Annotated in this window: 7 protein-coding genes, 2 tRNA genes and 2 pseudogenes; 6 read left to right on the top strand and 5 right to left on the bottom strand. The window is 49.8% G+C overall.

All coding sequences use genetic code 11. From position 1 onward, the window contains the following. Positions 1-7 precede the first annotated feature (7 nt). Positions 8-83 (bottom strand) — tRNA-Asn (locus ACJHXB_RS10040). 160 nt (positions 84-243) lie between these two features. Here ACJHXB_RS10040 and yeeO point away from each other — a divergent pair. The 3 genes from yeeO (at position 244) to ACJHXB_RS10025 (ending at position 3,331) form a co-directional block, all read left to right on the top strand. Beyond that, positions 244-1,731: a toxic metabolite efflux MATE transporter YeeO gene (gene yeeO / locus ACJHXB_RS10035; RefSeq protein ID WP_001308744.1), complete on the top strand. Its 1,488-nt coding sequence runs from the start codon at positions 244-246 to the stop codon at positions 1,729-1,731. A 100-nt stretch (positions 1,732-1,831) separates the two neighbouring features. Further along, a tRNA-Asn gene (locus tag ACJHXB_RS10030) sits at positions 1,832-1,907 on the top strand. 161 nt (positions 1,908-2,068) lie between these two features. After that, positions 2,069-3,331: a tyrosine-type recombinase/integrase gene (locus ACJHXB_RS10025; RefSeq protein WP_000055678.1), complete on the top strand. Its 1,263-nt coding sequence runs from the start codon at positions 2,069-2,071 to the stop codon at positions 3,329-3,331. 1,363 nt (positions 3,332-4,694) lie between these two features. Here the strand turns inward: ACJHXB_RS10025 and ACJHXB_RS10020 are convergent. Further along, a pseudogene (locus ACJHXB_RS10020) lies at positions 4,695-5,385 on the bottom strand (phage integrase N-terminal domain-containing protein). A gap of 267 nt (positions 5,386-5,652) precedes the next feature. On the opposite strand from ACJHXB_RS10020, the gene ACJHXB_RS10015 reads away from it, so the two are divergent. Continuing rightward, positions 5,653-5,811: a hypothetical protein gene (locus tag ACJHXB_RS10015; RefSeq protein ID WP_000301065.1), complete on the top strand. Its 159-nt coding sequence runs from the start codon at positions 5,653-5,655 to the stop codon at positions 5,809-5,811. A gap of 424 nt (positions 5,812-6,235) precedes the next feature. On the opposite strand, the gene ACJHXB_RS10010 is transcribed toward ACJHXB_RS10015, so the two are convergent. Both ACJHXB_RS10010 and ACJHXB_RS10005 read right to left on the bottom strand, forming a co-directional pair. Next, entirely contained in the window at positions 6,236-6,490 is a 255-nt protein-coding gene (locus ACJHXB_RS10010; RefSeq protein WP_000983501.1) for a helix-turn-helix domain-containing protein, read from the bottom strand. Next, positions 6,487-6,947 (bottom strand): annotated as a pseudogene (locus ACJHXB_RS10005) (hypothetical protein). Before ACJHXB_RS10005 ends, ACJHXB_RS10010 begins: the two are co-directional and overlap by 4 nt. A 521-nt stretch (positions 6,948-7,468) precedes the next feature. Between ACJHXB_RS10005 and ACJHXB_RS10000 the strand changes: the two are divergent. Continuing rightward, the gene (locus ACJHXB_RS10000) at positions 7,469-11,650 is read left to right on the top strand and encodes an RHS element core protein (protein WP_410233490.1); all 4,182 of its coding nucleotides are present in this window, start codon (positions 7,469-7,471) and stop codon (positions 11,648-11,650) included. A gap of 56 nt (positions 11,651-11,706) precedes the next feature. Next, positions 11,707-12,255, top strand: a complete 549-nt coding sequence (locus ACJHXB_RS09995) for a tetratricopeptide repeat protein (RefSeq protein WP_001375933.1) — start codon at positions 11,707-11,709, stop codon at positions 12,253-12,255. 750 nt (positions 12,256-13,005) lie between these two features. Here ACJHXB_RS09995 and ACJHXB_RS09990 read toward each other — a convergent pair. Next, positions 13,006-13,722 carry a YebC/PmpR family DNA-binding transcriptional regulator gene (locus ACJHXB_RS09990; protein WP_000532923.1) on the bottom strand — a complete coding sequence of 239 codons (717 nt, stop codon included), beginning with the start codon at positions 13,720-13,722 and terminating at the stop codon, positions 13,006-13,008. Positions 13,723-13,923 lie beyond the last annotated feature (201 nt).

Raw genomic sequence — 13,923 nt, 5'->3', positions numbered from 1 at the left:
AGAAATTTGGCTCCTCTGACTGGACTCGAACCAGTGACATACGGATTAACAGTCCGCCGTTCTACCGACTGAACTACAGAGGAATCGCTGTTGAGGCACATCTTAACGGCGAAAAATCTTTTGTCAAACCCGATTTTTAAATTTCCCAACTGTTTGCCGTTTCTATCAACAGTTTGTTGCATTTGCAGACAATTTGTTGGCGAAAATCTTTGCAGCTTTGCTGATTCTCCCTCATTATTTGAAATGTGGTTTCACTTTCTGCAATTAAGGTCGGCTTTGAATATCTCCTCTGCTTTACGCCAGGTTGTTCACGGCACTCGCTGGCACGCCAAACGCAAGAGTTACAAAGTGTTGTTCTGGCGCGAGATAACCCCGCTTGCTGTTCCTATCTTCATGGAGAACGCCTGTGTCCTGTTGATGGGTGTCCTGAGCACTTTTCTGGTCAGCTGGCTGGGAAAAGATGCGATGGCCGGCGTGGGATTGGCGGACAGCTTCAATATGGTCATTATGGCTTTTTTTGCAGCTATCGATCTTGGTACTACTGTCGTTGTGGCATTTAGTCTCGGTAAGCGGGATCGACGACGAGCGAGGGTGGCGACGCGGCAGTCATTGGTGATCATGACGTTGTTTGCCGTACTGTTGGCAACGCTTATTCATCATTTTGGCGAACAAATTATTGATTTCGTCGCGGGTGATGCCACGACAGAAGTTAAAGCACTGGCGTTGACTTATCTGGAGCTGACGGTACTCAGTTATCCAGCAGCTGCCATCACTTTGATTGGTAGCGGGGCACTTCGTGGTGCAGGGAATACGAAAATACCGCTACTGATTAACGGTAGCCTGAATATTCTTAATATTATTATTAGCGGCATATTGATTTACGGCCTTTTCTCCTGGCCGGGACTGGGATTTGTCGGGGCTGGGTTGGGGTTAACCATTTCTCGTTATATTGGCGCAGTGGCAATTTTGTGGGTGCTGGCGATTGGTTTTAATCCTGCGCTAAGGATTTCGTTAAAGAGCTATTTTAAACCGCTGAATTTTAGCATTATCTGGGAAGTCATGGGGATTGGTATTCCAGCGAGTGTCGAATCAGTATTATTTACCAGTGGTCGGTTATTAACCCAAATGTTCGTTGCCGGGATGGGGACCAGTGTTATTGCCGGGAATTTTATCGCGTTTTCAATTGCGGCTCTTATCAACTTACCCGGAAGTGCGCTCGGCTCTGCTTCTACGATCATTACAGGCCGAAGGTTGGGGGTAGGGCAGATAGCGCAAGCAGAGATTCAGTTGCGGCATGTGTTCTGGCTGTCCACTCTTGGATTAACGGCCATCGCCTGGCTAACGGCTCCCTTTGCCGGGGTTATGGCATCGTTTTACACCCAGGATCCACAGGTTAAACATGTCGTTGTAATTCTGATTTGGCTAAATGCTTTATTTATGCCTATTTGGTCTGCCTCATGGGTGCTACCCGCTGGATTTAAGGGTGCTCGCGATGCCCGTTACGCCATGTGGGTTTCTATGTTGAGCATGTGGGGTTGCCGGGTTGTAGTCGGTTATGTGCTGGGAATCATGCTTGGTTGGGGTGTGGTTGGTGTCTGGTTGGGAATGTTTGCCGACTGGGCTGTGCGGGCCGTGCTGTTTTACTGGCGAATGGTTACTGGACGTTGGCTATGGAAATACCCTCGACCCGAGCCGCAAAAGTGTGAAAAAAAGCCAGTTGTGTCGGAATAAACGACAAAATGCAGATTATTTCAGCAAACGATTTCAAATTTAAAAAACAGGCTTTGACATTGTGGATGGGCATCGCTAATATTCGCCTCGTTCTCACGATTCCTCTGTAGTTCAGTCGGTAGAACGGCGGACTGTTAATCCGTATGTCACTGGTTCGAGTCCAGTCAGAGGAGCCAAATTCAAGTTTTCATGCTTATCTGTACGTCTCTATTTGTTTACGATTCAGTAAGTTAGCGTGAAAATCCTTCCCAGTGCGTATCTGGTTTTCTCTCTGCATCGGGATAATTTGGTGGTCAGATCTGGGGTCAGTTTGGTTCGATTCTGGAGTGACCCCCAAATGTCTTTAAACGATTCTAAAATCCGCAAGTTAAAACCCTCTTCCCGTCCGGTAAAACTCTCCGACTCTCACGGTCTGTATCTGCTCGTCAATCCGGGCGGTTCACGCATCTGGTATCTCAAATATCGTTTCAACGGAAAAGAATCCAGAGTCAGTCTTGGCGCATACCCGCTTGTCTCACTGGCAGAAGCCAGGCAACAGCGCGACGGTATCCGTAAGTTACTGGCGCAGAATATCAACCCGGCGCAGCAGCGCATGGCGGAGGAAGCGGCCTGCTCCCCTGAAAAGTGCTTTAAGGCAGTGGCGCTGGCCTGGCACAAAACCAACAAAAAATGGTCGGCTGATTATGCCGCCCGTATTCTCGCCAGTATGGAAAACCATATCTTCCCGGCGATTGGTCATCTGCCCGTTGCCACTCTTAAAACGCAGGATTTCACTGCTTTGTTGCGGGTTATCGAGGATAAAGGCTTTCTGGAAGTCGCATCCCGAACCCGGCAGCAACTCAGCAACATCATGCGCTATGCCGTTCAGCAGGGGCTTACCGAAAGCAATCCGGCGCAGCATCTGGATGGCGTTGTCGCCTCACCCGTAAAGAACCACTACCCCGCGTTACTGCTGGAGCGGTTGCCCGAACTGCTTGGCCGCATCGGTGACTATCAGCAGGGCCGGGAGTTAACACGGCTGGCGGTGGTGCTGACGTTGCACCTGTTTATCCGTTCCAGCGAACTGCGTTTCGCCCGCTGGAGCGAGATCGATTTCAGGCACAAAATCTGGACCATCCCCGCCACCCGCGAGGCAATCGACAAAGTACGGTTTTCGGGGCGTGGCGCAAAAATACGTACCCCGCATATCGTGCCGCTCTCCCGCCAGGCGATTGCCATTCTGAAACAGATACAGGAGCTTTCCGGCCATCTGGATCTGGTGTTTCCCGGTGATCATAACCCGTACAAGCCAATGAGTGAAAACACCACCAACCGGGCGCTACGCCTGATGGGGTATGATACGAAAACTGAAATCTGCGGGCATGGACTCAGGGCGATGGCCTGTAGCGCCCTGGTGGAATCGGAGCTGTGGTCACGCGATACGGTGGAGCGGCAAATGAGCCACCAGGAGCGTAACAGCGTGCGGGCAGCCTATGTGCATAAAGCGGAGCATCTGGAGGCCAGAAAGGCCATGATGCAGTGGTGGTCGGATTATCTGGATGTGTGCCGCGAGGGGTATGTTGCGCCGTACATTTATGCCCGGCAGCATAAGGCAGCCTGAATCAGAAATAGCGGAAATCATTAAAAATGTAAAAGCAGATCCTGATTGACCGGGATCTGCTTATTGTATTGAGAAGTATTACCATTTTTCTGTTATTATCAATCGGAAAGTATCTAAAAATATTTGTCCCCAAATAATTTTGGTGAAAACCAATCAATAAACCATTTATCAATAGGTAAGTACCGGAAATTATTCCAGTAGAATATTTTCAGGCGATTGCCTATTAATAAATACATTATTGATAGATAAGTGCCTTCTGTGATTTGCCCGCAAATCACAGAAGATGAAAACCTATCAATACGGGATATTTTCACGGAAATACCAATTAATACTCCAGAATATCTCCTGACCATATACTCTGAAACCTGTAAGAACTGCATCAGATATTGAGAGACCATATAGATATAAGTGTGAAATTATTTTGTTTCCAATGATTTCAGGCGAAAACCTATCAATGCATCTGTTTTCAATAGGCAGCCACCTTCCGTGATTAACATGTTAATCACGGAAGGTGAAAAGCTATCAATAATCGATATTTTCACGGAATTACCACTTAATACATCCCAAAAAATGCGCCATAAAATACCGGGCAATCTTTCCTGATACACATTATCACTGCACCAGCTATACAGAGACAAAATAATCTGCACCAGCCCCTGTAAATCGGTTATCTGTGCCAGTGTCCCGCCGCTCTACCTGTTCAGGGTTGTGCCAGTTTCTGGCCCTTTGGTTTTCGGCCCTTTCCGGTCAGGCGCTGTTACCCTTATTGCCCCTTAACCTTTATGACCCTTTCCCTTTCTGACGCAACCAGTTTATTTTGAAATGCTCCATGACAGTCTGCACCAGACTGTATTTTCACCACAGGATAACGATCACAAAGTGCAAAAAAATAACATGAAGCACCGAAGATTGTTAATCTATATGTAGCAGGTAATGATGTCAAAAACTGTCGCAGCATTTTTTATAAAATTATGAGACATTCTGTGGGCATATAATATATGTCACAAGATGCAGGAAAACAAAGAGAGAGTTTTCAGATATAATCCTGCGTCAGAATTAATGTGATGCCCCGGTGAATTTACATTTTAAAATTTCCCTGTCCCGTAATATCGGTAAAAACGATTGAAACACCAGCTATTAATCGGGAACGTTTCGAGTGATTACAGGGTAATCACTATAATATCCCGGCAAACTATATTGGTTAAGCAGGAGAATCTGATCAGTTGATATTTATTCGTCATGCTGTAACGATATTTTCACAATATAAACCCGTTCGCCCCCTGCGCCAGATCCGGTACAGAGGGTACGATAAATCGCTGTCGTTACGCAGTAACGTACTATTTTGCGACATTCATGAATTCAGTCATTCCTCCCTCCAGCGGTAGCCGTACACCTGTTTCACCCAGCGACCGCGACCGTCGCCATGACCCAGATCCGTCGCCGTCAGCGCCAGTGACTCCTTTTCGCTGAATCCCTGCGCCAGTATCCAGGACTGTCGTATAACGGGGACGCCCGCCTTTGGTGCCAAATACCACTTTTAGCCGGGTTTCACCGCGGGAAATGGCTTTCAGCCACGTTTTCAGCGACTGTGAACTCTGTACCGCCTCCTGCGAACGCAGCCCCATCAGCCGCGCAATCTCCAGCGCTGCTGCCAGCCCTGCGTCCTGAGTACGGGCTTTCTCCATCACCTGCTGGTAATGTTCCGGCGTGATGGCGCGGCGCGTGCCGTTGCGCGAAGCGCCTGATACCCCTAATGCCTTATTGGTCAGACGCGGATGCTCCACCACCTGCCTGCGTCCAGCCTGTCTCAGCACGGCCCGCAACGCTGCCATTTCGTTTTGCAACGTTCGTAAACCAATATCCAGCTCCAGCCGTTCCTCAATGTAGCATTCGATATGGCGAACCTTGATCTGCTCCACCCGCTGGATCTGGATATTCAGCGCCCGTAAATGTTCACTGAACCGTTTTGTAATATGGATACGGTCATTCACCGTTTTGAAGCTGCCGCCCGCTTTCTTCGCCAGCGCCTTCATTTCACTGCTTAATTTACTCATGAATCCCCCTGCAACAAAAACAAACAGTCTCCGGCGTGTGCTTTTTGGCTGCGCCAGAACGATACCTTTACGCCGGAGTGGTAGTTTGTTGAGGTTTAGGGAGTTTCAGGCTGTACGCAGTACAGACTGCCTGCGAAGCAGGAGTGTCTCCGGGGCTTCTTGCCCCCCTCGGTATCGATCTTTTTCTCCTTTACTCTTAGCTGACAGCGGCCCCAAAGGGCATGTCAGACGGCGGAAATATGGCGCAGGCCAGAACTGGCGCGGCTTGTGGCGGTGAGTTGTGCGGCGTCACTTTGCTTTTTCGCTGGCGCGACCAAAGTGACGCCTCGTCTGGTGCAGGGGGTAAACGTTACGTTTCTGGTGCAGGGTGACGGTCACGCGGCAGCAAAGCCTGACGGCAATGCAGGCCGCAGCCCGTCAATGTAAGGCGCTGGTTGTCAGCAGAAGATAAAACCCGGCAAAGCCAGAGTGTCAGCCCGTAAAGCCGGGTATCTGGTGCAGTGATGGTGTATATGTACGTCAGTCTCAGATGCAGGTATTTTTGCATCCCCGGCGTTTTCAGAGATCAACGCCGGTAAAGGATGCCATGCTGGCGAAGCCAGGCGCTTCTTTCAGACGTGAAGCGACAAAGGGACTGCCCGGAGGCAGTTTGTTGCAGGCGGGAGACTGCGCCATTATTTCTGGTGCAGGAAGGAAAAACTGTTTCCGGGTTTAAAAGATTGTTTGCTTACCTGGTGACGGAAAAACTGCCGCGCTTCGCTTGTCTTCTCCCGGCGCGCTGCCAGCAAAAGCAGGCAGCGCGCCGGGAGAGTCTGGTTTTACTGTAACAATGCGCCTGACGGTTCAGCCATCAGGATCGGCGTTTTTGCATGAGTCTTCCGGTACGGTTGCCCCGATCATCGATGTATCTGGACGGCCAGATAATTTCCGGTGATGTTTCCAGCGCATCCGCAATCAGTTTTTCGCCGCGCGGCCTGGAGCGGGTCAGCGCATTTGCCAGCGTGGAAGACGCCAGCCCGGCCCTGCGGGAAACCTCAGCCAGCGATGTTCCCTTTTTTCTCAGGCCCGCGATAATATCGGCGGGGTGCCAGTCGGGTTGCATCATGCTGGCCTCCCGTCGATAACCTGTATGCCGTCAGCAGTACATATCCAGCGTGGGGCGTTCAGATTGGCGGCAAAATACCAGACCAGTTCGCACAGCAGCCCGGTCAGCGTGGTTTCGGTTTCCGGCAGCAGCACGTGGCCGTTCAGTATCTGCGTCAGCGCCAGGCAGTAATCGCAGAGTGATCCTGCATCAGGCTCAAACCGGGTGAAACATCGGGAAGATCATTCGTAATAAACCCGTCAATCAGATGTGGTGGGATCGGCTCGTTCAGCGTGGGCCGTAACAGTGCAAGACAGGTATTAAGCCTGCCACAGAGCGCCGTTTTCAGCGCCGGATCGCAGCACTCGATGAGCGTTGTGGCAACGCGATCGCAGTACTCCGCCAGATCGGTGAAATCGGTAGCGGCACTAAAGGGAACAGCAAGTAAATTGCATTCAGAGGTGAGAGTAGTCGCCATAAGGCCGTCTACAGTGAGTGATAAATATTCCAGCCACTGGAGAGGCTAATCTCACGGGTGGTGGAACCGGACGGGGTTAGCCTTACCAGCCTCACTGACACTGGCGCGTCTTTCGACGCCCCCGCCCGATCCCGCCATTGAGATGAGACCGTGCGCGACACACAAATATTGTATCGTCAGTGAGGATCTTCAGGAGGCTAATCCCGACGCCTGATTTTGCAGGCGCGGCGCAACAATACAATGTTCGGTAATTTGCAGCAAGAGGTTTAGCGGAAGCAGACGCACAGGAAAATACAATCACGCGATAAATATTAAATACAATTATATTTATATAAAATATATATTGAGCAATATGCAGACACTTTCCAGTAAATATCCTGTCAGTTATTTCGTCCCGTTGATATCAGTCAAAAAAATAAATGTAAAAAGAGCGTATTTCGTTTCATACAGTAACGTTATTTATCATTTTGTCCGGTGTCGCCAGCATCAGGCCAGATGAACCATAAAAAAGGATATCAGCGATGAGCGGAAAACCGGCAGCACGTCAGGGCGATGCCACAATGAAAGGTGGCCCGATAGTCCAGGGGTCGGCAGGCGTGAGGATTGGCGCGCCAACCGGCGTGGCCTGTTCAGTGTGCCCTGGCGGATTCACTTCCGGTAACCCGGTGAATCCGCTGCTCGGTGCAAAAGTACAGCCCGGCGAAACCGATTTCGCGCTGCCCGGCCCGTTACCGTTCGTGCTCTCCCGCACCTACAGCAGCTACCGGACGAAAACCCCTGCGCCCGTCGGTATCTTCGGTCCTGGCTGGAAAGCACCCTTTGATATCCGCTTACAGATACGCGATAACGAACTGATACTCAATGATAACGGTGGCAGAAGCATTCATTTTGAGCACCTGTTTCCCGGTGAGGATGGCTTCAGCCGCAGCGAATTATTCTGGCTGGTGCGCAGCGGCGTGGCGAAACTGAATGAAAGTCACCGTCTTGCCCCACTCTGGCAGGCTCTGCCGGAAGAACTCCGCATGAGTCCGCATATTTATCTGGCGACGAACAGTCCTCAGGGGCCGTGGTGGATACTCGGCTGGAGTGAGCGGGTACCGGGTGTGGATGAGGTGCTGCCTGCGCCATTGCCGCCGTACCGGGTGCTGACCGGCCTGGTGGACCGCTTCGGGCGTACCCTGACCTTCCGGCGTGAGGCAGTTGGCGAATTTACCGGGGAAATCACCGGCGTGACCGATGGCGCAGGCCGTCAGTTCCGCCTGGTGCTGACCACGCAGGCGCAGCGGGCGGAAGAGGCCCAGCAGCAGGCGGTTGCAGCCGGAGCAAAACGACCAGATATCCCGATTTCATTGCCGGACTATACAGAATATGGCCGGGATAACGGCATCCGCCTGTCAGCGGTGTGGCTGACGCATGACCCGGAATACCCGGAGAATTTACCTGCCGCGCCACTGGTGCGCTACGACTGGACGCCACGCGGTGAACTGGCGGCGGTGTATGACCGCAGCGGTACGCAGATGCGCCACTTTACTTACGATGATAAATACCGGGGCCGGATGGTGGCGCACCGTTACGCAGGCAGGCCGGAGATGCGTTACCGCTACGACGACATCGGGCGCGTGACGGAACAACGTAATCCGGCGGGTTTAAGCTACACCTATCAGTATGAGAAAAACCGCATCATCATCACCGACAGCCTGAACCGGTGCGAGGTGCTGCATACAGAAGGCGAAGCCGGGCTGAAACGGGTGGTGAAAAAAGAGCACGCTGACGACAGCGTCACACAGAGTCAGTTCGATTCCATTGGCCGCCTTCAGTCACAGACGGATGCGGCAGGCCGGACGACAGAATACAGTCCGAATGTGGTGACGGGTCTCGTCACACGCATCACCACGCCGGACGGCAGGAAATCGGAATTTTACTATAACAACCAGAACCAGTTAACCTCAGCATCCGGGCCTGACGGACTGGAAATGCGCTGGAAATATGATGAGTACGGGCGTCTGACGCAGGAAACCGCCCGCAACGGCGATATCACCCGCTACAGTTATGATAATCCGCACAGTGAATTACCCTCTGCAACTGAAGATGCGACGGGTAGCCGCAAGCAGATGACGTGGAGCCGTTACGGGCAGTTACTGACCTTCACCGACTGCTCAGGCTACCAGACCCGTTATGAATACGACCGCTTTGGTCAGATGACGGCGGTCCACCGCGAGGAAGGTATCAGCCGTTACCGCCGCTATGACAACCGTGGCCGGTTAACCTCGGTGAAAGACGCACAGGGCCATGAAACGCGGTATGAGTACAACGCCGCAGGCGACCTGACTGCCGTTATCACCCCGGACGGCAACCGGAGCGAGACACAGTACGATGCGTGGGGAAAGGCGGTCAGCACCACACAGGACGGGCTGACGCGCAGTATGGAGTATGACGCGGCAGGACGTGTCATCAGCCTGACCAACGAGAACGGCAGTCACAGCGACTTCAGCTACGATGCGCTGGACCGGCTGGTACAGCAGCGCGGCTTTGACGGGCGGACGCAACGTTACCGTTACGACCTGACCGGGAAACTCACGCAGAACGGGGATGAGGGGCTTGTCACCCTCTGGCACTACGACGAATCGGACCGTATCACACACCGCACGGTGAACGGCGAACCGGCAGAGCAGTGGCGGTATAACGACCACGGCTGGCTGAAAGAAATCAGCCACCTGAGCGAAGGTCACCGTGTGGCGGTCCACTACGGCTATGACGATAAAGGCCGTCTGACCAGTGAGCGCCAGACGGTGAAGAACCCGGAGACGGGGGAACTGCTGTGGCAGCATGAGACGAAACAGGCATACAACGAACAGGGGCTGGCAAACCGCGTCACGCCGGACAGCCTGCCGCCGGTGGAGTGGCTGACCTATGGCAGCGGTTACCTGGCGGGCATGAAGCTGGGCGGGACGCCGCGGGTCGAGTATACGCGGGACAGGCTGCACCGGGAGACGGTGCGCAGCTTCGGCAGCATGGCAGGCAGTAATGCCGCATACGAACTGACCAGCACATACACCCCCGCAGGTCAGTTACAGAGCCAGCACCTGAACAGCCTGGTGTATGACCGTGACTACGGGTGGAATGACAACGGCGACCTGGTGCGCATCAGCGGCCCGCGACAGACGCGGGAATACGGCTACAGCGCCACGGGCAGGCTGGCGAGTGTGCGCACCCTCGCACCGGACCTGGACATCCGCATCCCGTATGCCACGGACCCGGCGGGCAACCGGCTGCCGGACCCGGAGCTGCACCCGGACAGTACACTCACGGCGTGGCCGGATAACCGCATCGCCGAAGACGCGCATTACCTGTACCGTTACGATGAATACGGCAGGCTGACGGAGAAGACGGACCGCATCCCGGCGGGTGTGATACGGACGGACGACGAGCGGACCCACCACTACCACTACGACAGCCAGCACCGTCTGGTGTTCTACACGCGGATACAGCATGGCGAGCCACTGGTCGAGAGCCGCTACCTCTACGACCCGCTGGGACGGCGAATGGCGAAAAGGGTATGGCGGCGGGAGCGTGACCTGACGGGGTGGATGTCGCTGTCGCGTAAACCGGAGGAGACATGGTACGGGTGGGACGGCGACAGGCTGACGACGGTGCAGACTAACACCACGCGTATCCAGACGGTGTACCAGCCGGGAAGCTTCACACCGCTCATCCGCATCGAAACAGACGTGACCGAACTGGAGAAAGCGCAGCGGCGAAGCCTGGCGGAGAAGTTACAGCAGGAAGGGAGTAAAGATGGTCACGGCGTGGTGTTCCCGCCTGAACTGGTGCGGCTGCTGGACAGGCTGGAGGGGGAAATCCGGGCAGACCGTGTGAGTGACGAAAGCCGGGCGTGGCTTGCGCAGTGCGGGCTGACGGTGGAGCGGCTGGCGGCACAGATCGAGCCAGTTTATTTGCCTGAGCGAAAAATACATCTTTATCACTGCGACCACCGGGGACTGCCGCTGGCGCTTATCAGTACTGAAGGTGCAACGGAATGGCGTGGGGAGTATGACGAGTGGGGGAATCAGCTTAATGAGGAGAACCCGCATCATCTGTTCCAGCCATACCGCCTGCCGGGGCAGCAGTACGATGATGAATCGGGGCTGTGCTATAATCGTTATCGTTACTACGAGCCGTTACAAGGGAGGTATATTACACAGGACCCGATTGGGTTAAATGGGGGGTGGAATTTATATAAATATCCGCTGAATCCAATAAATTATGCAGATCCTCTTGGCTTAGCCGTAGATATAAACCACTTCCCAGTCAACGAAGACATACGAAATTATGCAGAGAAAGTTTGGAATAATCCTAATATCATTACAATTGGAACACATGGTGATCCTCAATCAGTATATGATGAAAATTATAATAAGATAGATGTCAAGACATTAGCTAATGAGGTTCGAAATCATCCTAAATTTAAACCTGGAATGTCAGTAAGACTGTTATCCTGTAATACAGGAAAAGGAAATAACTCTTATGCACAGCAATTGGCAGATGAACTAGGTGTGAGAGTCTATGCTCCTGACCAATATGACTGGTACTATTCAAATGGTAAGGTAGAGCCTTGGGGAGGATTTTATGATGCAAACAATCAATTGCAAATGGACACGAATCAGCCTGGACATGAGTTTACATTCAAGCGAAGGAGACCATAGGTATGAGGTATTTTCTCTTTATATTTATAACAATTCCCCTTATCTCTGGAGGTCATATGAGTAATGATAGCGAAAAGATAATATCAACATATTCGCTCAATTTTTTATCACCAGATGATGTGAGGAAGGAAGAACTTAAGGCATCACAAGGTGATAGTGATGCTGCATTTAAATTGTACAAATATTACCTTTTTTGCGAGCCAAAATCATACAGAAAACAGCACGAATGGTTAATAATATCGGCAAATAATGGAAATGCTATAGCTCAATATAACTTATCAAGAGAACTTGAGTCAGAAGGAAAAGTAGATGAATCAATACAATGGCTGAAAAAATCAGCGGAACATGGTAATAATTACGCACAATATCAGATGTCAAAATATTTATTAAAAATAGGTGATATTAGAGGATCGGAATATTATCTAAACTTATCTGCGGATAACGGATGTGTATTTGCAATAAAAGATATTATCAAAAATATGATGGGTAGTGGAAGGTACGATGACGCCCTCATTTGGGTTGAAAAATTGAAAAAATTGTATCCTGACACAAATACCGAACTTTACATACAAAAAATAACGCAGAAAAAAAAGCAATCCAAATAATAATTATATATAATTACTCGCACAGAGTTACAGTATTGCAAGAAATATATCTAGCATATAAAGTCGCCGCCAGTAAAGATAAAGTACTGTGTAATCCTTCCTCCCATATAGGGGTAAAAACTTAGCATCTAGTGCTCTCGACTTAATTTTTAGTATTTTCTCTGTGAAGTGACACTTCGTAGGATTCAGTTCATGTTTACCAGAAAAAAGGTGGTCAATCTGGTGGTCTTGACAATCTCGATTTTTTTTAGCTTTCCAATCAGCCAGTTAATGGCTACGACGATCCCAGTCAGAGGAGCCAAATTTTAGTTTTGAGACATTTCTATGAGTCTCAAGACAGTTAAAAAATAAAAATTATTTTTACCCGGTTACCTTGTAAAAAAGTGACCGGGTTTTTTGATTTCTGTGTTTCGTGCGCTTAATCGAGTCTCACGCTTCTGTGAGCAAATTGCCCCCCAACAGACATCACGATTCGCAAGGTCAAAAAATTCGTTCCGTGAAGTACCATACAAAGGTATAGAGAAAAATGCCTTATGCGGGATGTTGCTGTCGCGTTTTTATCAGGAAACTAAACGTAATTGCCACTTTGTCTTCTGTAATCAGAAAAAGAAAACCTGGAATTTTAATAAATATTATTTCTCTGGGGTCGGTATTTTTATAATCAATATGACGAGTTGAATATTATATTTTTTATAAGAATATATGAGATTAAAGAAATCTGCCATAAAGACAGATTCCTTTAAAATATAATTAGAGATTTGCGACGTTATGATAAACTTTTTGAACATCGTCGTCATCTTCAAGGGCATCAACAAGCCCTTCAAAGATTTCTAAATCTTCTGGGGAAAGCTCAACTTCAGATTGAGCAATCATTTCTAATTCTGTTGTTGAGAACTCAGTGATTCCAGCTGCTTTTAGAGCCGCGATTCCTTTATGAAGGTCAGTAGGTTCAGTATAAATAACAATATTACCTTCTTCTTCAGTTACATCACGAACATCAACTTCAGCTTCAAGTAAAATTTCAAAAATATGGTCAGGGTCTGTTCCTTTAAATACAATCACACCCGTATTGTCAAACATATAGCTGACAGAACCTGCCGCTCCGATATTGCCGCCTTTTTTATTGAAAATTGTGCGAACGTTAGCAATCGTACGGTTAACATTTGAAGTTAATGTCTCAGCGATAATCATTGAGCCATTAGGACCAAAGCCTTCATAACGTCCCTGCACGAACGTTTCATCTCCGCCGCCTTTGGCTTTATCAATTGCTTTATCAATAACGTGCTTTGGAACTTGTGCTTGTTTTGCACGTTCAATAACGAATTTTAAAGATGTGTTTAATTCTGGATCGGGTTCACCTTGTTTGGCAGCAGCATAGATTTCTACACCGAATTTTGCATAAATTTTAGACGTTGCACCGTCTTTAGCCGTTTTTTTAGCAACAATATTGGCCCATTTACGTCCCACTGGAATGATCTCCTCGAAAATTTATTTACATTACTGGTAAATCGTTAACATGTGTTAATTCGGCATATTATATCATAACAGGAAAAATCTCGTCTATTAGAAATAAAAATATTCTAAAGCCATAATATTATATTTAATCTCATAAAAACTAATGTTGTTGGCGGGATTTTTTATAATTGTGTTTTGAAAGCATACTTGCTT

Source organism: Escherichia sp. WS3227_2, assembly GCF_046486495.1.
In the GTDB taxonomy this organism is placed as follows: domain Bacteria; phylum Pseudomonadota; class Gammaproteobacteria; order Enterobacterales; family Enterobacteriaceae; genus Escherichia; species Escherichia coli.
Note: the sequence above shows the minus strand (reverse complement) of the source record. Positions and strands in the feature narration are given on the sequence as shown.